The 21,858-nt window shown below is 40.0% G+C and carries 32 protein-coding genes; 26 read left to right on the top strand and 6 right to left on the bottom strand.

The window, feature by feature from the left end:
* The 3 genes from sprA to KGY70_01720 form a co-directional block, all read right to left on the bottom strand.
* Positions 1-1,884: cell surface protein SprA (gene sprA, locus KGY70_01730; GenBank protein ID MBS3773885.1), on the bottom strand; the 1,884-nt coding region annotated here is incomplete at its 3' end.
* Between the two features lie 51 nt (positions 1,885-1,935).
* Entirely contained in the window at positions 1,936-2,517 is a 582-nt protein-coding gene (gene ruvA / locus KGY70_01725; protein ID MBS3773884.1) for a Holliday junction branch migration protein RuvA, read from the bottom strand.
* An 8-nt stretch (positions 2,518-2,525) separates the two neighbouring features.
* Positions 2,526-2,684: a hypothetical protein gene (locus KGY70_01720; GenBank protein MBS3773883.1), complete on the bottom strand. Its 159-nt coding sequence runs from the start codon at positions 2,682-2,684 to the stop codon at positions 2,526-2,528.
* A gap of 70 nt (positions 2,685-2,754) precedes the next feature.
* Between KGY70_01720 and KGY70_01715 the strand changes: the two genes are divergently transcribed.
* The 3 genes from KGY70_01715 (at position 2,755) to KGY70_01705 (ending at position 6,424) form a co-directional block, all read left to right on the top strand.
* Positions 2,755-4,200: a hypothetical protein gene (locus tag KGY70_01715; GenBank protein MBS3773882.1), complete on the top strand. Its 1,446-nt coding sequence runs from the start codon at positions 2,755-2,757 to the stop codon at positions 4,198-4,200.
* 48 nt (positions 4,201-4,248) lie between these two features.
* Entirely contained in the window at positions 4,249-5,478 is a 1,230-nt protein-coding gene (gene hydF / locus KGY70_01710; GenBank protein MBS3773881.1) for a [FeFe] hydrogenase H-cluster maturation GTPase HydF, read from the top strand.
* A gap of 349 nt (positions 5,479-5,827) precedes the next feature.
* Positions 5,828-6,424, top strand: a complete 597-nt coding sequence (locus KGY70_01705; GenBank protein ID MBS3773880.1) for a class I SAM-dependent methyltransferase — start codon at positions 5,828-5,830, stop codon at positions 6,422-6,424.
* Positions 6,425-6,459: 35 nt separating this feature from the next.
* On the opposite strand, the gene KGY70_01700 is transcribed toward KGY70_01705, so the two are convergent.
* The 3 genes from KGY70_01700 to KGY70_01690 all read right to left on the bottom strand — a co-directional run bounded on the left by KGY70_01700 (position 6,460) and on the right by KGY70_01690 (position 9,160).
* Positions 6,460-7,569, bottom strand: a complete 1,110-nt coding sequence (locus KGY70_01700) for a glutaminyl-peptide cyclotransferase (GenBank protein MBS3773879.1) — start codon at positions 7,567-7,569, stop codon at positions 6,460-6,462.
* Between the two features lie 35 nt (positions 7,570-7,604).
* Positions 7,605-8,009: a hypothetical protein gene (locus tag KGY70_01695; GenBank protein ID MBS3773878.1), complete on the bottom strand. Its 405-nt coding sequence runs from the start codon at positions 8,007-8,009 to the stop codon at positions 7,605-7,607.
* A 65-nt stretch (positions 8,010-8,074) separates the two neighbouring features.
* A complete protein-coding gene (locus tag KGY70_01690) occupies positions 8,075-9,160 on the bottom strand; it encodes a PorV/PorQ family protein (GenBank protein ID MBS3773877.1) in 1,086 nt (361 codons plus the stop codon).
* 70 nt (positions 9,161-9,230) lie between these two features.
* Here KGY70_01690 and KGY70_01685 point away from each other — a divergent pair, with 70 nt between their 5' ends.
* The 23 genes from KGY70_01685 to rplR all read left to right on the top strand — a co-directional run bounded on the left by KGY70_01685 (position 9,231) and on the right by rplR (position 21,855).
* Positions 9,231-9,989: a CDP-alcohol phosphatidyltransferase family protein gene (locus tag KGY70_01685; GenBank protein MBS3773876.1), complete on the top strand. Its 759-nt coding sequence runs from the start codon at positions 9,231-9,233 to the stop codon at positions 9,987-9,989.
* Between the two features lie 4 nt (positions 9,990-9,993).
* Positions 9,994-10,254, top strand: coding sequence for a phosphoribosylformylglycinamidine synthase subunit PurS (purS, locus tag KGY70_01680; protein ID MBS3773875.1), 261 nt, complete (start codon positions 9,994-9,996; stop codon positions 10,252-10,254).
* A gap of 487 nt (positions 10,255-10,741) precedes the next feature.
* Entirely contained in the window at positions 10,742-11,116 is a 375-nt protein-coding gene (gene rpsL / locus KGY70_01675) for a 30S ribosomal protein S12 (protein MBS3773874.1), read from the top strand.
* A gap of 21 nt (positions 11,117-11,137) precedes the next feature.
* Positions 11,138-11,614, top strand: coding sequence for a 30S ribosomal protein S7 (gene rpsG / locus KGY70_01670; GenBank protein ID MBS3773873.1), 477 nt, complete (start codon positions 11,138-11,140; stop codon positions 11,612-11,614).
* Positions 11,615-11,655: 41 nt separating this feature from the next.
* Positions 11,656-13,764 (top strand): elongation factor G, encoded by a 2,109-nt coding sequence (gene fusA / locus KGY70_01665; protein MBS3773872.1) that lies wholly within the window; start codon positions 11,656-11,658, stop codon positions 13,762-13,764.
* A 12-nt stretch (positions 13,765-13,776) separates the two neighbouring features.
* Positions 13,777-14,082: a 30S ribosomal protein S10 gene (gene rpsJ, locus KGY70_01660; GenBank protein ID MBS3773871.1), complete on the top strand. Its 306-nt coding sequence runs from the start codon at positions 13,777-13,779 to the stop codon at positions 14,080-14,082.
* An 18-nt stretch (positions 14,083-14,100) separates the two neighbouring features.
* Complete coding sequence (rplC, locus tag KGY70_01655) at positions 14,101-14,718, top strand: 50S ribosomal protein L3 (protein ID MBS3773870.1); 618 nt, start codon at positions 14,101-14,103, stop codon at positions 14,716-14,718.
* Positions 14,718-15,347, top strand: a complete 630-nt coding sequence (gene rplD / locus KGY70_01650) for a 50S ribosomal protein L4 (GenBank protein ID MBS3773869.1) — start codon at positions 14,718-14,720, stop codon at positions 15,345-15,347. The genes rplC and rplD overlap by 1 nt, the downstream gene beginning before the upstream one ends.
* A gap of 3 nt (positions 15,348-15,350) precedes the next feature.
* The gene (rplW, locus tag KGY70_01645) at positions 15,351-15,653 is read left to right on the top strand and encodes a 50S ribosomal protein L23 (GenBank protein ID MBS3773868.1); all 303 of its coding nucleotides are present in this window, start codon (positions 15,351-15,353) and stop codon (positions 15,651-15,653) included.
* A 13-nt stretch (positions 15,654-15,666) separates the two neighbouring features.
* The gene (rplB, locus tag KGY70_01640; GenBank protein ID MBS3773867.1) at positions 15,667-16,500 is read left to right on the top strand and encodes a 50S ribosomal protein L2; all 834 of its coding nucleotides are present in this window, start codon (positions 15,667-15,669) and stop codon (positions 16,498-16,500) included.
* Positions 16,501-16,519: 19 nt separating this feature from the next.
* Positions 16,520-16,789 (top strand): 30S ribosomal protein S19, encoded by a 270-nt coding sequence (gene rpsS / locus KGY70_01635; GenBank protein ID MBS3773866.1) that lies wholly within the window; start codon positions 16,520-16,522, stop codon positions 16,787-16,789.
* A 23-nt stretch (positions 16,790-16,812) separates the two neighbouring features.
* Complete coding sequence (gene rplV, locus KGY70_01630) at positions 16,813-17,295, top strand: 50S ribosomal protein L22 (protein MBS3773865.1); 483 nt, start codon at positions 16,813-16,815, stop codon at positions 17,293-17,295.
* On the top strand, positions 17,296-17,994 hold the full coding sequence (rpsC, locus tag KGY70_01625; GenBank protein ID MBS3773864.1) for a 30S ribosomal protein S3: 699 nt from the start codon (positions 17,296-17,298) through the stop codon (positions 17,992-17,994).
* Positions 17,995-18,014: 20 nt separating this feature from the next.
* Positions 18,015-18,434, top strand: coding sequence for a 50S ribosomal protein L16 (rplP, locus tag KGY70_01620; GenBank protein ID MBS3773863.1), 420 nt, complete (start codon positions 18,015-18,017; stop codon positions 18,432-18,434).
* Positions 18,435-18,449: 15 nt separating this feature from the next.
* The gene (rpmC, locus tag KGY70_01615; protein MBS3773862.1) at positions 18,450-18,665 is read left to right on the top strand and encodes a 50S ribosomal protein L29; all 216 of its coding nucleotides are present in this window, start codon (positions 18,450-18,452) and stop codon (positions 18,663-18,665) included.
* A 12-nt stretch (positions 18,666-18,677) separates the two neighbouring features.
* The gene (gene rpsQ / locus KGY70_01610) at positions 18,678-18,935 is read left to right on the top strand and encodes a 30S ribosomal protein S17 (GenBank protein ID MBS3773861.1); all 258 of its coding nucleotides are present in this window, start codon (positions 18,678-18,680) and stop codon (positions 18,933-18,935) included.
* Between the two features lie 6 nt (positions 18,936-18,941).
* A complete protein-coding gene (gene rplN / locus KGY70_01605) occupies positions 18,942-19,307 on the top strand; it encodes a 50S ribosomal protein L14 (protein MBS3773860.1) in 366 nt (121 codons plus the stop codon).
* A gap of 12 nt (positions 19,308-19,319) precedes the next feature.
* Positions 19,320-19,649 (top strand): 50S ribosomal protein L24, encoded by a 330-nt coding sequence (rplX, locus tag KGY70_01600; GenBank protein ID MBS3773859.1) that lies wholly within the window; start codon positions 19,320-19,322, stop codon positions 19,647-19,649.
* Positions 19,649-20,206 (top strand): 50S ribosomal protein L5, encoded by a 558-nt coding sequence (gene rplE, locus KGY70_01595; protein ID MBS3773858.1) that lies wholly within the window; start codon positions 19,649-19,651, stop codon positions 20,204-20,206. The genes rplX and rplE overlap by 1 nt, the downstream gene beginning before the upstream one ends.
* A 3-nt stretch (positions 20,207-20,209) precedes the next feature.
* Entirely contained in the window at positions 20,210-20,479 is a 270-nt protein-coding gene (rpsN, locus tag KGY70_01590) for a 30S ribosomal protein S14 (protein MBS3773857.1), read from the top strand.
* Positions 20,480-20,503: 24 nt separating this feature from the next.
* A complete protein-coding gene (gene rpsH / locus KGY70_01585; protein ID MBS3773856.1) occupies positions 20,504-20,902 on the top strand; it encodes a 30S ribosomal protein S8 in 399 nt (132 codons plus the stop codon).
* A gap of 15 nt (positions 20,903-20,917) precedes the next feature.
* Positions 20,918-21,472, top strand: a complete 555-nt coding sequence (rplF, locus tag KGY70_01580) for a 50S ribosomal protein L6 (protein ID MBS3773855.1) — start codon at positions 20,918-20,920, stop codon at positions 21,470-21,472.
* A 20-nt stretch (positions 21,473-21,492) separates the two neighbouring features.
* The gene (gene rplR / locus KGY70_01575) at positions 21,493-21,855 is read left to right on the top strand and encodes a 50S ribosomal protein L18 (protein ID MBS3773854.1); all 363 of its coding nucleotides are present in this window, start codon (positions 21,493-21,495) and stop codon (positions 21,853-21,855) included.
* Positions 21,856-21,858 lie beyond the last annotated feature (3 nt).

Below are 21,858 nucleotides of genomic sequence, written 5' to 3'. Positions count from 1 at the left end.
GGTGAGCGTAGAATCATATAATTCCTCAAATACATATTTTTCGGCCACTGAGTTGTTTCCGATCTGTTTTCTTAGATAGGCCCCAAAAGGCTCAACCACCGGAAAGATGATCTTACCCTCGGATTGGTTGATGGTGATGCCGGGGATGAAGTCGAACATGCCGTCGGGGTTGGCATCGTTCTGGGAATTCACATTGTCCAGGTTTAAAAGCCGTAATAACATTTGATCCCTTACTTTCCCTTCAGGGAGGTAATTGATTTCGTTTCCCGTTTTGTCATCCTGATAAAGAACATTTAGCTCAAATCCCTCCTTATTTACCTGGTAAGCATCAATTGAATAAATATTTTTCATCATGAGCTTCCAGGTTGGAAATTTTGGGGTAAATGCCGTTCCTTTCAGCAATTTTACCATAAGTGCATTTGGGGCAGTAATGCCTTCGTTTGAAAATTCGCCCACCTGGTATTTTTCACCCCCCTTGATATATTCAAAGGCCACAGCCAGCACTTCATCATTGCGTAGCTGCGATTTCAGCGAAATGTAGCCCAGTTTTTCATTGACGGTATATTCATTAGGATCCAGTTTTCTGGCGTTTTCCAGTTTTACATAATCCTGCCCTGAACGAAAGTCATATTGATCCCATTGCTGCAGAATGCTGGCGGTATTATTAATATCTCTAATTCCCTGCATCGCAGCAGAGTTTAATTTTTGATATAGGTTATTGGCTTGATTGTCGGAAGGCTGCTCGTTAATGACATTAATAAGCTGATCCGATGCAAAAATATGATCTGTATTCCCGTTGATTTGCCCCTCACCAAGGTCCATAAGGGCTATAATGTTTCTTGAGTTTTCAAAGTTGCTTCTTTTATTGGTAATCCAAACTTCAACCCTGGTTATGTCTATATTTGATTGAATAACAGGTAATTTGTTTAATGCTTTGTTGTAGTTTTCCCGAAAATAATGAGAAAGGAAAAAGTGCCGGTTTTGGTCATATTCATCGGCATCTATTTCGAAATCCCGGGTTTGTGCCCCCCCTCGTACCTGAATTACTTTACTCTGACCTTTTTGCTGAGAAAAGACAGTGGTCATTTCCAGATTACCAAAGCGCATTCTGGTCTTTAACCCGAAAAGACTTTGACTTCCGGTAATTAATGAACCAGGCAATGGCATTGAGACATTTCCCGCTTCTATGTCCTGAAGGATTTCATCCTCTCCTCCGGAATATTCCAGTTTTGTTTGATTTTCAAAGTCAAAGGTTGCTTCTGTGTCGTAATTGATGCCTAATTGGATTTTATCCCCAATGGAACCGGTTACATTCATCTGTATCTTTTCCTCGAAATCAAAGGTAGTGTTTCTTCTTAGTTTTTCGGAAAGTTTGGGGTCTTCCACATTATTTATGTTGACCCCGAAAATCAACTCCGCCGATCCCTGAGGAACAATGTCGATGGTATTGCTTCCGAAAATTCTGCTGAATGTTTCTCCTCCCAGTTTGAGTTGGGGTAGTAAACCCTCGTCACCTGTGGCTTCGGCTCCGCTGGCTTTCTGCCGCCAGAAATCCCTTAACATTTGTTCAAATCTGATATCCCAGTATTCTTCCCGGCCCAGGTGGGCAGGAGGGCGGTAATCAAATTCCCCTATTTTTTTTCTGAGGATATATTCATCGTTTTCAGGGTCGTATTCGTATGAGGATTTTACATTTTCCGGGTTATCTAAAAATAACGGCGATTCTTCCTCATCTTCCATATAAGGGTACGCTTCTTCATCTTCAAAGTTAAAGGGGAGTTCTATGGTATCCTGAAGGGCTAGGCTATCGGGTGTTTGCTGTACTAAAAAATTAATGTGAGCTTCTGATGACAATCCCAAGGCCCACAAAAATAATAATATCAACAGCTTATATATTTTAGCTCGCGTAAAATTCAAGGATGATGAATGGGGTTACTATAGTTTTTTTAACGCTTTTTTTACCAAATCCTCTACATTTAATCCGGGTTCTTTATGTGTAAGTGTTTCAAGAACTTGTTCCACATTTTTACGGGGGAACCCCAAAGTTACTAAAGCAGATAACGCTTCTTCCTTAATTGTATTGTCCTTACTTCTGACAATTTGTTCTTCGAAACCTTCTTTTTCCAGCTTATCTTTTAGATCCACAATAATCCTTTGGGCGGACTTAGCGCCGATTCCCTTGATGGTTTTTAAAGTGTTTACTTCTCCATTGACTATTGCATTTTGAAGTTCGCCGGGTGATAATGAAGAAAGCATCATGCAAGCCGTGTTGGCACCTACCCCGGATACAGAAAGCAGGTTTCTGAAGATTTCCCGCTCCTTTTTGTCAGCAAATCCATAAAGCACATAGGCATCTTCCCTGACTATTTCATGGATAAATAAAGTACAATCTTTGTTTTCTGAAATTTGAGAATAGGTATTTAGGGAAATGTTTACAAAATAACCGGTGTTCATGATCTCAACTACTACATAGGCCGGGGTTACCTCATTAATTTGCCCTTTAATGAATTCAAGCATAATTATTTTTACGGGCTAAAATAAGCATTTGTTTCAACAATGCCATCAAGTTTAATGTCTTTTAGTGAATATGGTTTTGTGATTCTGAATTCTTCCTGCATCTTTTTTAGTCTTTGTATATATTTTGGCATAATAAAACAGACTGCCGCCGATTGATGTTTCTTCATAAAATATTGATTTGTTACAAAAAATTATAATTTTGAGAAAATTCACAGTTTCAATGATAATAGACAGATTATGCGGATTGAGGAAGATTATATAGGCAAGAAGGAGATTCCTGAAAACGCCTTATATGGCATACATTCAATGAGAGCCAATGAAAATTTTCCTGACCGGACATCCTTTCAGGAGGAGTGGTATCGCGCTATGGGCGTAACCAAACTTGCATGTTATCAGACTTATCAGAAGTTCAGGAGAGCGGTGAATTATAAATATCCTCATGCTGAGATTCCTTTAAGATTTATAGACGAGGAAGTTATGGAGGTTCTGATTAAAAGTGCTGAGGAAATAAGTGAGGGAAAATATATGGATCACTTTATTGTACCAGCCGTGCAGGGAGGTGCCGGAACAAGCATCAATATGAACATAAATGAAATTATTGCCAATGCCGCCCTTCAGAAATTGGGTGGCAGGCCCGGCGATTACCGGTACATAGATCCCATCGAAAATGCAAATGTTTACCAGTCGACAAACGATGTGGTACCGACGGCTTTAAAAGTTGCTGTAATGCGTTTGCTTGAAAATCTCGAGGAAAGCATTAACGATCTCAGAAAAAACTTGGAGCATCTGGAGAACAAACATAGGCATGATTTAAGAATCGGTTATACTCAAATGCAGCAAGCTGTGCCTTCTTCTTACGGGAAGTTATTCAGTACATACAATGAAGCACTGTCAAGAGATTGGTGGCGTGTTTCCAAATGCTCCGAACGCATAAAAGTGGTTAACCTTGGAGGAAGTGCCATAGGTACGGGTATTACCGTACCCACTTTCTTTATTATGGAGGTTGTTCCTGTGCTTCGGCACCTTACCGGGTTGCCCCTTTCAAGAAGTGAGAATATGGCGGATGCCACCTCCAATCTGGATTCCTTTGTTGAAGTACATGCCACGTTAAAGGCTCATGCGGTAAATCTGGAAAAGATGGTATCAGATTTACGATTGCTGGCCTCTGATCTGGTAAAAAACCATGAAGTGGAACTACCCAGGCGGCAGGTGGGGAGCTCTATTATGCCGGGGAAAGTAAATCCGGTGATACCTGAATTTGTGATTGGCGCTGTACATAAAATATATGCAAACGACAACCTGGTTTCTTCCCTGGCAGGTCAGGGAAACCTTGAACTGAATCCTCATACCCCCTTAATTGGTCATGCCATTATTGAAAGTCTGAAGTTACTGAAGGGAATCAATCAAACCCTGAAAGATAATATGATAGAACGATTAACCGTTAATACACAAGTTGCCCTTGAACGGTTGTATCAGAGCCCGTCAATAGCTACGGCCTTAAGTCCTTATATTGGATACAACAAGGCGGCGGATTTAGCCCGTTTAATGAAAGAAAAAAATATCAATATATTGGATGCCAATGACCACTTTCAATATATTGAAAAGGAAAAGCTTAAAACCTTGCTTTCTTCGGATAATTTACTGAAAATGGGATTCAGAATCAATGATCTGTTGGAAGGTTGATGCTTTAATTCAAATTGGTTACAGAATTCGAAAAAGAATGATATCATGATGGCCAGAGGAAAAGAATCGAAGCCGCATCTTGGGATATATGGGAGACGAAATAATGGCAAAAGTTCATTGATCAATCAGCTCGCAAATCAGGATATTGCCATTGTTTCTGATTATGCCGGTACCACCACCGATCCGGTAAAGAAATCATTTGAGATTACGGGATTCGGACCGGTGGTTCTTGTTGATACCGCAGGTATTGATGATACCGGTGAATTGGGTGAGAAGAGAAAATCCAAAACCCGCTCATCCATTAAGACAATTGATCTGGGAATTTTGGTTATAACCCACAACCTTTTTGGTGATTTTGAGCAAAAAGTAATTGAGGAATTCCATAAAAATTATACGCCTTTTTTTATTGTCCATAATAAGTCGGATTTGGAACCTTTAGACCCCGGATTGAAAAAACAAATCCGGGAAGAATACAATTGTGAGGTGATGGATTACAGTATTTTAAATGGTTATAATTCCGATGTCATTATTCAAACCATCAAGAAAACCATCCCTGACTCGGCTTTTAAAATCCCATCTCTTATAGGGGATTTGCTAAGTTATGGAGATATTGTGCTTCTAATTACTCCCATTGATATAGAAGCCCCGGCCGGACGATTAATTTTACCTCAGGTGCAGACCATACGGGATGTTCTGGATAATGATGCAGTCAGTATAATCCTTAAGGAGCGGGAGGTTGATGCGTTTCTTAAACGTACAGGTATTAAGCCGAAATTGGCCATAACCGACAGCCAGATGTTTACCAGGGCAGATTCTTCAGTTCCGCATGATGTTCCCTTGACCAGCTTTAGTATTGTTCTTGCCCGTTTCAAGGGAGATTTTGAGAATTATTTGAAGGGCACACCAAAAATAGCGGAGTTAAAAGAGGGGGATCGGGTTTTATTGTTAGAATCCTGTACGCACCATGTTTCCTGTGATGATATTGGAAGAGTGAAAATTCCACGCTGGATTACCAATTTCACCGGTAAAAATCTGGAATTTGAGGTAGTATCCGGATTGAATGATTTACCCAGAGACATTCGGGAGTATGCTTTGGTAGTGCAATGTGGCGGTTGTATGATTACCCGTAAGCAGTTGATAAATAGAATAAAACCGGCTATAGAAGCGGGGGTGCCGGTTACCAATTATGGAATGGCTATTGCTTATGTGCAGGGGATTTATCACCGCGCTATAGCTCCTTTTGTAAGCCGGGAGATCGAAGCTCTGGATTATCTGTAACCCTTTATAATCGGCAAGGTGCAGCCTTTCAGGAAATTTTTTTTACCGCTTGCAGGTACAGGCTTTACTACGAATTACCAGCTCAGGAAAAGTTTTTAAATATTTTGTTTTTATGAGAAAATTGTATTAACATTAGAGCATAAAATGATCGTTTTAGCCTGCATCATTCACAAACGAATGGAGTGAAGTTTGTGAAGGCGGGATGGTTTGTGTGGTGGATGCAGGCAACCCCGCATTAGAAAAACCGGCTTTTTGCGAAATTTATTGAAGCAAAAAGCCAGGTTTTTCAATAGCGTCAGAATTATTCAAGAATAATTCGGGTTAGGCAAATATTAACAGGGAATTTTTCATGGAAGAGTTTTGGGATGAAAGATATGATACCAGGGAGTTTGTATATGGCAAAGCTCCAAATGCTTTATTTAAAGATTTTATAGACAATACCCCACCAGGGGATTTACTTTTACCTGCCGAAGGTGAGGGAAGGAATGCAGTTTATGCTGCCTTGAAGAAATGGAATGTGACTGCGTTTGATTTTAGCAGTAAAGCCAAAGCAAAAGCCATGCAACTGGCAGCCGAATATGGTGTCCGCATTGAGTATCATATTTCATCCATAGAGGATTTTCAGACAAACCGGAATTTTGATGCAGTGGCACTGATTTTTCTTCATCTGCCCCCGGAAACAAGGCAGCAAATGCACCGCAAACTGATTAAATTTCTTAGACCTGGAGGGTATTTTCTCATAGAGGCTTTTAGTCGTAAACAGATCCTTTACAATACCGGTGGTCCGAAAAATCTAGCCCTTTTGTACAATGGCCAGGAGTTAGCCGAAGATCTTAAATCACTGGAATTGGTTCATTATAAGGAAAAACGGCGGGGTCTCAATGAAGGATACTACCACAAAGGAGAGGCTGAAGTTATTCAGTTGATTGCCCGAAAGTTGAACTGACGGGAAATTTCTTTTGAAGTGGGCATGACCAGTATTTAAGAATTTGAAGGATTTATAATTTCAACGTGGTAAACCTGACTCCAGCGTTTCCCTGTAAGAAAAATCCTTTGATTTTCCTGATCATAGGCGATTCCATTCAGCACATTATCCTTATCGTTTTTATACTGCTCAGGTACCAGCTTGCTGCAGTCGATTTTTTCCAATACTTTGCCGGTTTCGGGATCAAAGCTGATGATATAGGATTCCTGCCAGATATTTGCATAGACTTTGCCGTTAATGTATTCAAGCTCATTAAGGTTTTTAACAGGTCCTTCGTGATTATACACTTTTATCCGGCTTAGTTCGTTAAAGTAATCGGGATCAAGAAAATATATTGTGGCAGTACCATCGCTCATGATCAGCTTTTCCCCGTCTGTTGTTAAACCCCAACCTTGGGTGGGATATTTTACCTTATTGAGCAGCTTGAGATTTTCTTTATCATATACAAATCCTGTTTTTGAAGTCCAGGTAAGCTGAATGATTTTACCATTGATGGGTGATATGCCCTCCCCGAAATATTCATTGGGTAATGCATGACTATTGGTCAATTCTCCGGTTTCCAGTTCAACTTTCCTCAGTGATGATCTGCCTCTTTTTCCTGTACCTTCATATAAAAAACCTTTTTCATAGAAAAGCCCCTGGGTATATGCATTGGGATCGTGGGGATAAGTTTCCATTATTTGTACTGTCAATTGCTTGGGTTGAATATCCGAGAGAAATTTCAAAGATTCGTAATGCGATTCCTTTTTTCCATTACTGAGAAAGGCTTCCACTTTAAATGTGTTATTTCCTACCGGAAGATTTGAGGTTGGAATATCAATTACATCCTGTTTTCCGGTAATGGTTTTTTGAAGTTTGGAATTGGAGTAGGTTTTCACGGAATCTGCGGTGAGTGAATCAGGAATAGAAAGGTCAAATTGAACCCGATCCCCAATTACATAATTATCTTTTTTCTTATGAAAGTTAAGTGTGGAAACTTTCTGGTAATTCTCTTCTTTTGACTCTCGTGAAATGGACCCATTTGTTTTATCTTCCTCCCTGCTTTTTTTATCGGAACAGGATTGAACCATTAATAATGAGAATGATAATATCAGATATTTTATCATAGGTCTTATTTTGAATGTTATTGAATAGTTGATTGCTAACCAAAAATCCTTTTCAAGATGGAGTACCAGGTTTTGCCGGCATTCTGGTGTTTCGTTTTATATATTCCAGGATTCATCATTTTCCAGACTTCACTCCAGCCGGGAAAGCCACCGAGATTTCTGTCATCTATGAAGATATCCGCAGCAATTTTACGACTGATGTTTTCATTGAATTTTTCTTCCGGATAGTTTTTGTTTACGGCATAAAATTCAATTCCATTATCTCTGCAAAAGTTAACCGCCTCGTCCAGTTTTTCCCCGGAACGATAAGTCCAGAGTATCAGAAGATGACCATGTTTCTGTAACTCCGAAAGCGTCTCAAAAGCAAACAATTTTGTTTTACCAATTTTAGGATACTTGTTTTCTACTATTGTCCCGTCAAAATCTACTGCGATTTTCATACATTCATATCCTTATATTGTTTGCAAAGATAATAATATCTCGATGAAAATTCAGGATGATCGGTTTACTGGGATCCATTATTTTTTTCTCCGTCAAATGAATACCTCAATGAGAAAATGTTTGAATACAGGGCTATCGACTGATCCCCCAGATCGGTAAGGGAATAATCAAGGGCAATGTTTTCATAGTGTATGCCCACTCCAATATTGGGCTGATAATTGAGGGTCTGCTTTCCGTTTATTCCTTCTGTTTTTTGAATATTGCCTATTCCCATACGCAAATATATTAACTGGCTGTAATTGAATTCTGCACCCAGGCGTGGGTCCGCGCTGAATATTTTTGAAGTGATCAGTGAATGCCTTCTTCCATCGGAAAGCACGTTCAGGTTTAACTCAAACAAAGCTTCAATATTTCGGGCAACTGAGATATGGTAGGCTGTTCCCAGTGTTACTTTAGGTAACGTGAGTTCAATATTGTTCTCCGGTGCAAAATTAAAGGTACTGTCTTTGACTTCTATTTCCAATTCTTCTTCGTTGTAAGTCCAGGCATTGAAAGTGGTTGTCACATCACGTATCATTCCACCGAACTGCCATTTGTTCATCCTGTATTGCATACCTACATCGAATCCGAATCCCCAGGCCGAAGCAAAACTTCCTACATTGCGATGGATTATCTTGGCGTTGCCTCCGTAATAGAGATTTTTAACAGGTGTATTCCGGGAATAGGAGAAGATCAAAGCATAATCGGCAGCCGAAAAATAGCTGATTCTGTCATAATCTATGTTTCCCTGATTATCTATAAGTTCTGTAGTATTGGGTATGTTGTCCACACCAAAACGCAGCACTGATGCTCCTATGTGTTGGGTTGAGTCAATCCTCATGGCACCTCCCAGATAGTCATATTTGGCTATTCCCGTAAAGTACTCTGCATGCATTGCACCCAACTCATAATTGTTGCTGAGTCTGGATAATCCTGCAGGATTCCAATATCCTGAAGTTACATCATCGATATGTGCCACCGTTGCATTGGCCATTCCAAAGGCTTTTGCACCTATGCCCAGCGATAAGAATTCATTACTGTATTTGGCGGTTTGGGCTGTACAGAAAAATGGCTGTAATGCTGTAAAAAACAAGACCAAATACTTGTACATCTCAGAATATCTTTATATTTGGTTTACGAAACTACTTAATTTAACTTATTTTTGTGCAAAATATTGCTAAATGTTTTACAGGCTAAGAAACCTACGGAATCATATACCAAATATTATTACTTTACTTAACCTTTTGTTCGGGTGTTTGTCTATTGCCTGGGCTTCGCATCACCATTTCGGGATTGCTGCAATATTTATCTTTTTAGCAGCCATAATGGACTTTTTAGATGGTTTGGCTGCCAATCTGTTAAAAGCCCATTCCCGGATTGGGACTCAGCTTGATTCCCTGGCTGATATGGTAAGCTTCGGAGTTGCCCCTGCGTTTTTAGTTTTTATTAATGTTTTGTTAATGTTTTCATCTTCTTTGGGATCCCATCCGCTTTCATCACTGAGCTGGAATTTTGGAATTCTCATTTTTCTCCCTTTTATATTGAGTATTTTTGCAGGATTGAGGCTGGCAAAATTCAATATTGATACCCGGCAGAAAGCACACTTTATTGGTTTGCCAACTCCGGCAATGGCACTTTTTTTTGCTTCTGCTGTATACTTATTCCAAACCACTGAAATACAGATTTTTTATGAGGTAATGAATACCATTTTTTTCTGGGATGGATTTGCCATTTTGTTTTCCATCCTTATGGTATCGGAAATAAAAATGATTTCTCTTAAATTTCGAAATGTGAGATGGACTGATAATCAATTTCAATATTTATTTATTGGAATTTCTGTTATTTTATTGGTATCATTGCAGGCAATGAGTATACCCATTATAATATTAATGTATGTAATATTCTCATTTGTTTATCACTTATGTAATTCAAAACATTGACATTATGAAAAAATATATTGCTGAAATCAATGTGATGCCTTTAAAGAATCTGCTTGACCCTCAGGGAAAAGCTGTGTTCAACAGCATGCAGAAAATGGGTTTTGAAGAGGTTTCTTCTGTTAGGATAGGTAAACATATCACTATGGAACTTGAAGCGGAAAGTAAGGAAAAAGCTATGGAAAAGGTAAATGAAGCCTGTAACAAAATCCTTGCCAATCCGGTTATGGAAGGATATGATTACACTGTTGAGGAGGCGGATAATTGATTGGAGCGGATTGGCTTAAAAGTTTTCATTTATACCGATTACATTCAATAAAACCTGTTGTTCCGGGGTTTCTTTAGACGGATTTTTTCCTTGTATGCAGCTTATTCCCCAGGAATAGAAATTTGTATTGTATTCATATAATATAATGTCTTCATTATAGTTATATGCAATCGGAAGGCAGTCTTCAATTGCTTACAAACAATTCTTTGCCAGCTACATTTTTCTATTGATTTCCTTTTTGAAAGGGGGGTAGGCAGTGATTTATCCCATAAAAATTATGAATTTGTTAAAAAACATTATATTTTTGCGGCTCTCTTATTAATTCTTTAACATTTAGAGTCTTATATTTAGACCTCTGAGATGCAAGAAATTCGCGTTAAAAGAGAATAATTTTTCAAATTAAAAGGAAATTAATTGGGTATTTATTAAAAAAAAAATACCTTTGCGAACCGATTTTGAAAACAGTGATTTAAACTAAACTGATTATATGCCAACAATACAGCAATTAATTAGGAAAGGACGAAAGCAAACAGAGAAGAAGAAAAAGTCTCCGGCTTTGGATTCATGTCCTCAGAAGAGAGGGGTTTGTACCAGAGTATACACAACCACTCCAAAGAAGCCCAATTCTGCAATGCGTAAAATTGCAAGGGTAAGGCTGACCAACGGGAAAGAAGTGAATGCCTATATTCCGGGAGAAGGTCATAATCTCCAGGAACACTCTGTCGTTTTGATTCGCGGAGGCAGGGTAAAAGATTTACCGGGAGTGAGGTATCATTTGGTTCGTGGAACATTGGATAGCTCTGGTGTTGAAGGCCGGTTGCAGGGAAGATCAAAGTATGGTGCCAAAAAACCTAAAAAGTAAAAAATAAAGCGTTGCAGAAAAATGAGAAAATATAAAAGTAACCAGCAGGATCGTTTGCCTGATCCAAAATTCAATGAAACCTTAGTGACAAGGTTTGTGAACGATCTGATGTATAATGGAAAGAAATCGTTGGCTTTCAAAATCTTTTATGATACACTGGATATTATTGGAGAAAGGATGAAGAACGATGAAAATACGCCTTTGGATGTATGGAAAAAAGCGCTGGAAAACGTAGCACCATTGGTGGAGGTTAAAAGCCGGAGAATCGGAGGGGCTACTTTTCAGGTACCACAGGAGGTCAATCCTGAAAGAAAAACGTCAATCAGTATTAAAAATCTTATTAAATATGCCAGGCAGCGGAGTGGCAGAGGCATGAAAGAAAAGCTTGCTGCAGAAATTATGGCTGCGTACAACGAAGAAGGCGGAGCTTTTAAACGAAAACAGGAAATTCATAGAATGGCCGAAGCAAACAAGGCTTTTGCGCATTTCAGATTTTAATTTAATTTATAGTACACAAGAAAAGAGGATAAGATTAAGGGATGAACAAGACATTACAATATACCAGGAATATCGGCATAATGGCACATATCGATGCCGGCAAAACTACCACTACTGAACGGATGCTTTATTATGCCGGTATCACCCATAAAATAGGAGAGGTGCATGACGGAGATGCTCAGATGGATTGGATGGTTCAGGAACAGGAAAGAGGAATAACCATCACATCTGCTGCAACTACATGTTTTTGGGAATATGAGAATCATGATTATAAAATCAATATTATTGATACACCAGGCCACGTAGACTTTACAGTTGAAGTGGAACGATCGCTGCGTGTATTAGACGGAGCGATTGCTGTTTTCTGTGGAGTAGGAGGCGTTGAACCGCAGTCCGAAACAGTTTGGCACCAGGCTGATAAGTACGGAGTGCCCAAAATTGCGTTTGTTAATAAGATGGACCGCCAAGGGGCTGATTTTTATTCAGTGGTTAGTCAGATCAAAGATAAACTGAAGGCCAATCCCATTCCATTGCAAATACCCATTGGGATGAGTGATACATTTAAAGGCGTGGTTGATCTTATTGAAAATAAGGCTATTGTTTGGATTGATGATGAAACTTTGGGTACCAATTATGAATATCAGGAGATTCCCGATGAATTGAAAGAAGAGGCGGAAAAATACAGAAATCAGCTTATTGAAGCTGTCGCTGAATATGATGATGCCCTTCTGGAAAAATTCTTTGAAGATCCGGCTTCTATTACCAGTGATGATATGATGGGAGCCATTCGAAGAGCCACTATTGACATGAGTATTGTACCTGTTCTTTGTGGTTCAGCCTTCAAGAACAAGGGAGTTCAAAAATTACTGGATGCTGTTATCAGCTTCCTGCCTAGTCCTGTGGATATAAGCGCTATTGAGGGAATGCATCTTAGAACCAGTGAGAAGCTTTACAGGAAACCCGATGTAGAAGAGCCTATATCTGCTCTTGTATTCAAAATTGCCACCGACCCATATGTCGGAAGGCTTGCCTTTATGAGGGTTTATTCCGGAGTGCTCACTGCGAAATCGACCTTGTTTAACCCACGAACAGAAAAAAAAGAGCGTGTAAACAGACTGTACCAGATGCACGCTAATAAACAGAATCCTAAAGAACGGATTGAGGCGGGAGATATATGTGCGGCTGTTGGTTTCAAGGACCTCAGGACCGGCGATACCCTCTGTGATTCCAATAATCCTATACTGCTGGAATCTATTGAATTTCCCGAACCGGTTATTGGAGTGGCTGTGGAACCTAAAACCCAGAAAGAGTACAATAAGCTTTCCACAGCTCTTGCCAAGCTTTCAGAAGAGGACCCCACTTTTACGGTGCATACCGACGATAATTCAGGACAAACTGTTATCAACGGAATGGGTGAGTTGCATCTGGAAGTAATAATGGATAGACTTAAACGAGAATTTAAGGTTGATTGCAATCAGGGTACACCGCAGGTTAATTACAAAGAAGCAATTACCCAGGAGGTTGACCATCACGAAGTATTCAAGAAACAAACCGGTGGGCGCGGTAAATTTGCTGAAATAAATGTTAAGATTGGACCTGCCGATGATGATATTAAAGGTTTGCAGTTTGAGAATAAAATCAAAGGCGGCAATATACCCAGGGAATTTATACCGTCTGTAGAGAAAGGATTTAGAGATTCCATGCAGAATGGTGTTTTGGCTGGATATTCTATGGATAGAATGAAGGTGGTACTCTATGACGGGTCATATCATGAAGTGGATTCCGATCAACTGTCCTTTGAAACCGTTGCCAGAATGGCGTTTAAGAATGCTCTGGTAAAAGCCAAGCCGATTCTGCTTGAGCCAATTATGAAAGCTGAAGTAGTTACCCCTGAAGAATATATGGGTGATGTGATTGATGATTTCAACAAGCGAAGAGGAAATGTTGAAGGAATGGAGAATAAAGGCAGTGCAAAGGTTATAAGGGCTGCTGTGCCTCTTGCCGAGAAATTTGGCTATGTTACGACCTTGCGAACCATCACTTCGGGAAGGGCAACTTCAACCATGGAATTTTCACATTATGCTGAAGTGCCTAAGGATATAGCCAGAGACATTATAGAAAAAGCAAAGGGTAAAATAGAATTAGTATAAATTTTATTTAGAATGAGCCAGAAAATAAGAATCAAATTAAAATCTTACGATCACAATTTGGTGGATAAAAGCGCAGAAAAAATTGTGAAGACGGTAAAGTCCACCGGTGCTGTTGTTAGCGGACCCATTCCGCTTCCAACCCAAAAAAGGATTTTTACTGTTAATCGTTCGCCATTTGTCAATAAAAAGGCTAGAGAACAGTTTCAGCTCTGTTCATTTAAACGGTTGATGGATATTTACAGTACTACACCCAAAACCATTGACTCGCTGATGAAGTTGGAATTGCCTAGCGGCGTTGAGGTTGAAATTAAAGTTTAAATTAAAAAGTCACAAGGAATGGCTGGATTAATTGGAAAGAAAGTTGGAATGACTTCAGTTTTTGGTGCCGAGGGAGAAAGTATTCCCTGCACCGTTATTGAGGCGGGTCCCTGCGTAGTTACTCAGGTGAAAACCGAGGAAAAAGATGGTTATTCCGCCTTACAACTCGCTTTTGAAGATAAAAAAGAAAAAAGAACATCAAAGCCTTTACTTGGCCATTTTAAAAAGGCAAAAACCGCTCCTAAGCGACAGATAGCCGAATTTACCGGTTTTGCAGAAAACTATGGCCTGGGTGATTCAGTGACTGTCGATCTTTTTCAGAACGATACCTGGTTGGATATTTCAGGAATATCAAAAGGAAAAGGTTTTCAGGGAGTAGTTAAGCGTCATGGTTTCAGGGGAGTTGGCGATGAGACCCACGGCCAGGCTGATCAGGTACGCGCACCCGGTTCAGTCGGTGGCTCTTCCGATCCCTCAAGAGTATTTAAAGGGATGAGAATGGCCGGACGAACCGGAGGTAAAAAGGTTAAAATACTTAATCTTAGAGTGATAAAAGTTATGCCAGACAAGAATTTGTTATTGGTTAAAGGATCTGTACCAGGAAATAAAGGTTCATATTTAATTATTGAAAAATGATGGAGTTACCAGTTTTAAATAAAGCAGGCGAAGATACCGGAAAGACAATTCAATTAAACGATCAGATATTTGGTATAGAGCCAAATGATCATGCCATATACCTTGATGTCAAACAGTATATGGCCAATAACCGGCAGGGTACGCATCATGCTAAGGAAAGAAATGAAATAACCGCTAGCAGAAGAAAAATAAAGCGGCAAAAAGGAACAGGTACAGCCCGCGCAGGCGATAATAAGAATCCTATTTTCCGTGGGGGTGGAAGGGTTTTTGGCCCCAGGCCCAGAGATTATAGCTTTAAGCTTAATAAAAAAATAAAGAAACTGGCAAGGCGCTCTGCCCTGTCTTACAAGGTAAAGGATAATGCCATTGCTGTTGTAGAGCGTTTTGATATGGAACAGCCTAAAACCAAAGAATTTTCCGAAATAAGGGAAAATCTGGGAGTTAGTGATAGAAAATCCCTTTTCATTCTGGAAAACCCAAGCAAAAATATATATTTGTCATCCCGAAATATACCGGATGTTAAGGTATTACCTGTAAATGAGCTGAATACATATGAAATTATGAATGCTCATGCAATTGTTTTCTTTGAAGGTTCGCTTGATACATTGGAAAAACATTTAAGTGCATAAAATATGGCCAGGACAAATGACATACTGATTAAACCCCTCATTACGGAAAAAATGACCGAGCAGGGTGATGATTTCAATAAATATGGGTTTATCGTTGACAAGAAGGCAAACAAGATACAGATCAGAAATGCCGTGGAAGAGATGTATGGCGTTACCGTGGATTCGGTGAATACGATGAGATACCGCGGAAAACAGCGTAGCCGCTATACGCGGGCCGGAATTATAAGAGGAAAAGAAAATAGTTTCAAAAAAGCCATTGTTACTTTGGTTGAAGGTGATACGATCGATTTTTATAGCAACATTTAGGAAAATTTGAGTTATGGCAGTAAGAAAATTAAAACCAGTAACACCCGGACAAAGACACAGAATTATAAGTGCTTTCGATACCATTACAAAAAGCACTCCTGAAAAATCATTGTTAAGACCCAAAAATAAATCCGGTGGCCGGAACAGCAAAGGACGTATGACGTTGCGCCACCGCGGAGGAGGTCATAAACAAAGATATCGTCTCATAGATTTTCGACGTGATAAAGAAGACATTCAGGGACGTGTGAAGGGCATTGAGTATGACCCCAACCGTACTGCCCGTATAGCACTTATAGTATATGAAGACGGAGAGAAACGATACATACTGGCACCCCGTGGACTGAGGGTTGGGCAAACAATCAATTCCGGCAAATCAGCTACTCCTGAGGTAGGTAATAGTTTATATCTTTCAGATATACCCTTGGGAACCATCATACACAATATAGAATTAAATCCCGGGAATGGCGGGGTACTTGCCAGAAGTGCAGGAACTTATGCCCAGCTCACTTCCAGAGACGGAAAGTACGCCAATATTAAGCTGCCTTCCGGAGAAACCCGGATGATATTAACTACTTGTAAGGCAACCATTGGTACGGTGTCGAATTCCGATCACATTATCGTTTCTTCGGGTAAAGCCGGAAGAAACAGATGGAAAGGCCACAGGCCAAGAGTAAGAGGGGTTGCAATGAACCCGATAGATCATCCTATGGGTGGTGGAGAAGGCCGTGCTTCAGGTGGTATACCCCGGTCAAGAAACGGTGTTCCCGCCAAAGGATATAAAACACGGAAAGCCAAGAAAAAGTCAAGTCAGTATATTGTTGTAAGAAGAGGTAAGAAGAAAAAATAAACGAATAATCTGATATACTATGAGTCGTTCACTTAAAAAAGGACCTTTTGTAGAGTATAAGCTGGAACAGCGCGTCATAGAAATGAACGAATCAGGAAAAAAGAAGGTGATTAAAACCTGGTCAAGAAGATCTATGATTACCCCCGATTTTGTGGGCCATACAATTGCTGTTCATAACGGAAATAAATTCATTCCAGTATATATTACCGAGAATATGGTAGGACATAAATTGGGTGAGTTCGCCCCGACCAGACAGTTTAAAGGTCATCCTACCAAAAAAGGAAAATAATAAATCTGTAAAAAAACTAAATAATGGGTTCAAATAAACGTATCCGAGCGGAAAACAGAAAAGAGCAAAGGAAAAAGCAATATTTTGCAGTTTTGAAAGGATGCCCTACCTCCCCCCGGAAGGTACGTCTTTTGGCTGATGAGATTCGTGGAAAAGAGGTGAATCAGGCCCTGGATTTTTTGCGATTCAACTCAATAGCCGCCTCTATTTATTTAGAGAAATTGCTTTTGTCGGCTATATCAAACTGGCAAAATAAGAACGAAGGGGTTCGGATAGAAGAAAGTTATCTTATAGTAAGTGAGATTCGTGTCGATAAAGCACAAACATTGAAGCGAATCCGTCCGGAAGCAATGGGAAGGGCTCATTTGATCAGGAAAAGATCCAGCCACATTACCCTTTTTCTGGAAAATATGAACGAAGCAAGACAGGTAGAGCAGGTTGCTGAAGATACGGAGACCGAAAGCAACAAACAGAATGTTAATGAGACACAAAATAATCAGGAATAGATGGGACAAAAAGTAAATCCAATAAGTAACAGGCTTGGTATTATTAAAGGTTGGGAATCCAACTGGTACGGCGGCAAAGATTATAGCGACAAATTGCTCGAAGACGATAAGATCAGAAAATATTTGCACACCCGCCTGACGAAGGCAAGTATTTCCAAGATTGTTATCGAGCGGACATTGAAATTGGTCACCGTTACCATTCATACTGCTCGTCCTGGAATTATTATCGGGAAAGGTGGTAAAGAAGTAGATAAACTCAAAGAAGAGCTTAAAAAGCTGACCAAAAAGGAAGTACAGATAAATATTTTTGAGGTTAAACGACCCGAGTTGGACGCCAGATTGGTAGCTGACGGTATTGCCAGGCAGATTGAAGGCATGATTTCTTACCGAAGGGCAATTAAGATGGCCATTGCTTCCGGCATGCGACTTGGAGCAGAAGGTGTAAAAGTACAGATAGCAGGGCGATTGGGTGGTGCTGAAATGGCTCGCACAGAAGTTTACAAGGAAGGTAGAACACCTTTACATACTTTCAGAGCCGATATTGATTATGCGTTAGGAGAAGCCCTGACAAAAGCAGGTTTGATTGGAATCAAAGTATGGATTTTCAAAGGAGAAATATTCGATAAAGTTGATCTTACCCCTGCAATTCCAAGTGAAAGTAAGGGTGCCAAATCCAAAGGAAGAAGAAAGAAAAAATAATATAAAAAGAAAATCAACCCATGTTACAGCCAAAAAAGACTAAATATAGGAAGCGGCAGAAAGGCCGGATGAAAGGTATAGCCCAAAAGGGTACTCAACTTGCATTTGGTTCTTTTGGGGTAAAAGCACTGGAACAGGACTGGATAACCCAGAAACAACTGGAGTCGGCCAGGCAGGCGATGACGCGTTATATGAAAAGGGAAGGACAGATTTGGATACGGATTTTTCCCGATAAACCCATTACCAATAAACCCGCTGAGGTCCGAATGGGTAAGGGAAAAGGTGACCCGGAAGGTTTTGTGGCTCCTGTTAAGCCTGGCAGAATGATTCTGGAAGCTGAAGGTGTTTCCAGACATGTAGCACAGGAAGCATTGCGCCTTGCAGCTCAAAAGCTTCCCGTTAAAACCAAGTTTGTTGTAAGAAGAGATTATGTGGAATAAACAAAATTAGAGAAGATGAAACCTTCTGAAATACGTGAATTTACAGATAAGGAAATAGAAGAGCGTGTCGATAGCGAGCAAACACGTCTGACACAGTTGAAACTCAATCATGCAGTTTCACCTTTAGATAATCCGGCAAAAATAAAGGAAGCCCGGAAAAATATAGCCAGAATGAAGACAGAGTTAAATAAGCGACTTAAGGAAGCTTCTATAAATTACGATAATCAATAAGAAACCATTACGATGGAAAAGAGAGGTTTAAGGAAAGAGAAAGTTGGCATCGTTTCCAGCAACAAAATGGATAAGTCCATTAGTGTTGTAGTGAACCGTAGAGTCAAGCACCCTAAATATCATAAGTTTATCAACAGGCGAACCAAATTTATAGCTCACGACGAAAAGAATCAGTGTAGTGAAGGAGATACGGTGAAGATAATGGAAACTCGTCCGCTGAGCAAAAGGAAACGCTGGAGATTGGTAGAAATTTTAGAAAGAGTTAAATAAGATAAAATGGTACAACAAGAAAGTAAGCTTAGTGTTGCTGATAATAGTGGCGCTAAAATAGTGAAGGTTATCCGGGTACTTGGGGGCAGCGGCCGTAGATATGCCTCTGTTGGTGATACCGTAGTTGTTAGTGTGCGAAGTGCTTTGCCTGCTTCCGAAATCAAAAAGGGGACTGTCAGTAGGGCTGTTATTGTCCGAACTAAGAAAGAAATGAGAAGGGTGGACGGTTCTTATATCCGTTTCGACAATAATGCTTGCGTACTGATAGATAATCTGGGAGAAATTAGGGGTACCCGCATATTTGGACCTATCCCAAGGGAGTTGAGGAGTAAATATATGAGAATTGTGTCATTAGCACCTGAAGTTCTCTAAAACATTGAAATCATGGAAAAAAGAAAGAAACTACATATAAAAAAAGGTGACACGGTTTACGTGAATTGCGGAGAATATAAAGGACAACAAGGCAGAGTGCTGGAAGTTTATCCCGAGCGCCAGAGAGCATTGGTTGAGGGAGTCAATATGGTTTCAAAACATACACGACCCAGCAACGATAATCCACAGGGCGGGATTATCAAAAAAGAGGCTCCCGTGCACATTTCAAATCTGATGCTTGTTGATCCGTCAACCGGAGAACCGACAAGAATAGGAAGAAAACTGGATGATAATAATAAACTTGTGCGTTATTCAAAAAAGTCAGGGGAGGAGATTAAATAATGGATTATCAGCCGGCATTAAAGAAAAGATATCACGAAGAAATTGTACCTGCGCTGATTAAAGAGTTCAATTATCAATCGGTTATGGAAGTTCCCAAACTCAGGAAGATTGTATTGAACCGCGGTGTAGGTGAGGCCGTGATGGATAAAAAATTAATAGAAACGGCACAGGAAGAGTTGACAGCCATCGCAGGTCAAAAAGCTGTTAAAACGTACTCAAAAAATGCCATCTCTAACTTTAAACTTCGGGAAAATACGCCCATAGGTGTTAAAGTGACACTACGAAAAGAAAGAATGTACGAATTCCTTGAACGATTGATAAGAGTGGCTTTACCGCGTGTAAAAGACTTTAACGGAGTAAAGAGCAATTTTGACGGTCGGGGAAATTATTCTCTTGGATTGGAAGAACAGATCATTTTCCCGGAGATCAATCTGGATAAAGTGCAAAAAATAGTCGGTCTGGAGGCTGTATTTGTAACATCCGCTCCGACTGATGAAGAAGGATTTGCACTTCTGCGGGAATTCGGACTACCTTTTAGAAACTTAAAAAAAGAGTAGATTATGTCAAAAGAATCAATGAAGGCAAGAGAAAAGAAAAGAAAGAAAATGGCTGATAAGTATGCCAGGAAAAGGGCAGAGCTTAAAGCTGAAGGAGATTATATAGGCTTAAGCCGTTTACCGAGAAATTCGAGCCCCGTGCGGCAACACAACCGGTGTAAAATAACCGGCAGACCGAGAGGGTATATGCGTCAGTTTGGCCTAAGCCGCATTACTTTCAGAGAAATGGCTTCTAAAGGCCTTATTCCTGGTGTCAAAAAAGCAAGTTGGTAATCAATTAAAAGAAGGATACAGATCATGGTGACAGATACCATTTCAGATTATCTTACAAGAATAAGAAATGCCCAGATGGCTGGTCATAAAGTTGTGGAGATTCCAGCCTCAAACCTGAAGAAGAATATTACCAAGATATTGCATGATCAGGGATATATTCTGAGTTATAAATTTGAAGAAGGACAGGTTCAAGATGTTATTAAGATCGCGTTGAAATATCATCCTAAGACCAGGGAACCTGGAATTCGTGAACTGCAAAGAGTGAGCCGGCCAGGGCTAAGACATTATGTGGATATAAGAAATATTCCCCGAGTGCTTAATGGCTTGGGAATCGCAATACTATCTACTTCAAGGGGAGTTATTACAGATAAAGAAGCCCGAAAGTTAAATGTAGGCGGTGAAGTCTTGTGTTATGTACATTAAAAAGGAGGAAATGCAATGTCACGAATAGGTGTTTTACCCATTAACATACCAGAGGGAGTCAACGTTTCAGTTGATGATAAAAATGAGGTTCATGTCAAAGGACCTAAAGGGGAGATATCCCGGATTTTTGATCCTTCCATTTCAATACAGGTAAAGGATGATCAGGTGTCTCTTTCAAGAGCCAGTGATTCAAAGAAGCATAAAGCATTACACGGATTGTCGAGATCCCTTATTCAAGGTATGGTAGAAGGAGTGTCTCAGGGTTATTCCGTACAACTCGAATTTGACGGTGTGGGATATCGTGCTGAAGCCAAAGGGCAGGTCCTGGAGATGAGTGTTGGATTTTCCCATGACATCCATTTTGAAATACCGGAAGAAATCCAGCTCGAAGCCACAACCCAGAGGAGAAGCAATCCTAAAGTAACCTTGTCCAGTCATGATAAGGAGCTGTTGGGTCAGGTTGCTTCAAAAATAAGAGCCATCAGACCCCCGGAACCTTATAAAGGCAGAGGCATCAAATATGTTGGGGAAAGAATCAGGCGTAAGGCTGGTAAGGCAGGAAATGTTTAAAATTATTAAATATTAAAATCATGGCCTTTACAAAAAAAGACAGAAGATATAGAATAAAAAGAAGAGTCAGGAAAAAAATCAGCGGAACCGCTGAGAAGCCCAGAATGTCAGTTTTCCGAAGCAATAAGCATATTTATGCCCAACTGATAGATGATGAAGAAGGGCAAACTTTATGTTCTTATTCTACCAGAAAAAAAGAAGTGGCTGATCAGAGTGAGGGGCTCAATAAATCCTCACAGGCAGAATTGGTAGGAAAGTATTTGGCTCAGAAATCAATGGAAAAAGGCATTAATACCGTTGTTTTGGACCGCAGTGGTTATCAGTATCATGGACGTATAAAAAAATTAGCTGAAGGAGCAAGAAAGGAAGGACTTAAATTTTAAAAC

The organism is Bacteroidales bacterium, assembly GCA_018334875.1.
Lineage (GTDB): Bacteria > Bacteroidota > Bacteroidia > Bacteroidales > UBA12077 > JAGXLC01.
This window is presented reverse-complemented; position numbering and strand designations above follow the sequence as displayed.

Coding starts and splice junctions, on each gene's coding strand:
- rpsG (MBS3773873.1), top strand. CDS start 11,138: ATGAGAAAATATAAAAGTAACCAGCAGGATCGTTTGCCTGATCCAAAA.
- KGY70_01685 (MBS3773876.1), top strand. CDS start 9,231: ATGTTTTACAGGCTAAGAAACCTACGGAATCATATACCAAATATTATT.
- rplV (MBS3773865.1), top strand. CDS start 16,813: ATGGGTTCAAATAAACGTATCCGAGCGGAAAACAGAAAAGAGCAAAGG.
- rplW (MBS3773868.1), top strand. CDS start 15,351: ATGGCCAGGACAAATGACATACTGATTAAACCCCTCATTACGGAAAAA.
- rpsN (MBS3773857.1), top strand. CDS start 20,210: ATGTCAAAAGAATCAATGAAGGCAAGAGAAAAGAAAAGAAAGAAAATG.
- rplR (MBS3773854.1), top strand. CDS start 21,493: ATGGCCTTTACAAAAAAAGACAGAAGATATAGAATAAAAAGAAGAGTC.
- rpsL (MBS3773874.1), top strand. CDS start 10,742: ATGCCAACAATACAGCAATTAATTAGGAAAGGACGAAAGCAAACAGAG.
- KGY70_01690 (MBS3773877.1), bottom strand. CDS start 9,160: ATGTACAAGTATTTGGTCTTGTTTTTTACAGCATTACAGCCATTTTTC.
- ruvA (MBS3773884.1), bottom strand. CDS start 2,517: ATGCTTGAATTCATTAAAGGGCAAATTAATGAGGTAACCCCGGCCTAT.
- rpsC (MBS3773864.1), top strand. CDS start 17,296: ATGGGACAAAAAGTAAATCCAATAAGTAACAGGCTTGGTATTATTAAA.
- purS (MBS3773875.1), top strand. CDS start 9,994: ATGAAAAAATATATTGCTGAAATCAATGTGATGCCTTTAAAGAATCTG.
- rplC (MBS3773870.1), top strand. CDS start 14,101: ATGGCTGGATTAATTGGAAAGAAAGTTGGAATGACTTCAGTTTTTGGT.
- KGY70_01720 (MBS3773883.1), bottom strand. CDS start 2,684: ATGAAGAAACATCAATCGGCGGCAGTCTGTTTTATTATGCCAAAATAT.
- rplF (MBS3773855.1), top strand. CDS start 20,918: ATGTCACGAATAGGTGTTTTACCCATTAACATACCAGAGGGAGTCAAC.
- rpmC (MBS3773862.1), top strand. CDS start 18,450: ATGAAACCTTCTGAAATACGTGAATTTACAGATAAGGAAATAGAAGAG.
- rplD (MBS3773869.1), top strand. CDS start 14,718: ATGGAGTTACCAGTTTTAAATAAAGCAGGCGAAGATACCGGAAAGACA.
- rplX (MBS3773859.1), top strand. CDS start 19,320: ATGGAAAAAAGAAAGAAACTACATATAAAAAAAGGTGACACGGTTTAC.
- KGY70_01715 (MBS3773882.1), top strand. CDS start 2,755: ATGCGGATTGAGGAAGATTATATAGGCAAGAAGGAGATTCCTGAAAAC.
- rpsH (MBS3773856.1), top strand. CDS start 20,504: ATGGTGACAGATACCATTTCAGATTATCTTACAAGAATAAGAAATGCC.
- rpsS (MBS3773866.1), top strand. CDS start 16,520: ATGAGTCGTTCACTTAAAAAAGGACCTTTTGTAGAGTATAAGCTGGAA.
- rplN (MBS3773860.1), top strand. CDS start 18,942: ATGGTACAACAAGAAAGTAAGCTTAGTGTTGCTGATAATAGTGGCGCT.
- fusA (MBS3773872.1), top strand. CDS start 11,656: ATGAACAAGACATTACAATATACCAGGAATATCGGCATAATGGCACAT.
- KGY70_01705 (MBS3773880.1), top strand. CDS start 5,828: ATGGAAGAGTTTTGGGATGAAAGATATGATACCAGGGAGTTTGTATAT.
- rplP (MBS3773863.1), top strand. CDS start 18,015: ATGTTACAGCCAAAAAAGACTAAATATAGGAAGCGGCAGAAAGGCCGG.
- KGY70_01695 (MBS3773878.1), bottom strand. CDS start 8,009: ATGAAAATCGCAGTAGATTTTGACGGGACAATAGTAGAAAACAAGTAT.
- rplE (MBS3773858.1), top strand. CDS start 19,649: ATGGATTATCAGCCGGCATTAAAGAAAAGATATCACGAAGAAATTGTA.
- KGY70_01700 (MBS3773879.1), bottom strand. CDS start 7,569: ATGATAAAATATCTGATATTATCATTCTCATTATTAATGGTTCAATCC.
- rplB (MBS3773867.1), top strand. CDS start 15,667: ATGGCAGTAAGAAAATTAAAACCAGTAACACCCGGACAAAGACACAGA.
- rpsJ (MBS3773871.1), top strand. CDS start 13,777: ATGAGCCAGAAAATAAGAATCAAATTAAAATCTTACGATCACAATTTG.
- rpsQ (MBS3773861.1), top strand. CDS start 18,678: ATGGAAAAGAGAGGTTTAAGGAAAGAGAAAGTTGGCATCGTTTCCAGC.
- hydF (MBS3773881.1), top strand. CDS start 4,249: ATGGCCAGAGGAAAAGAATCGAAGCCGCATCTTGGGATATATGGGAGA.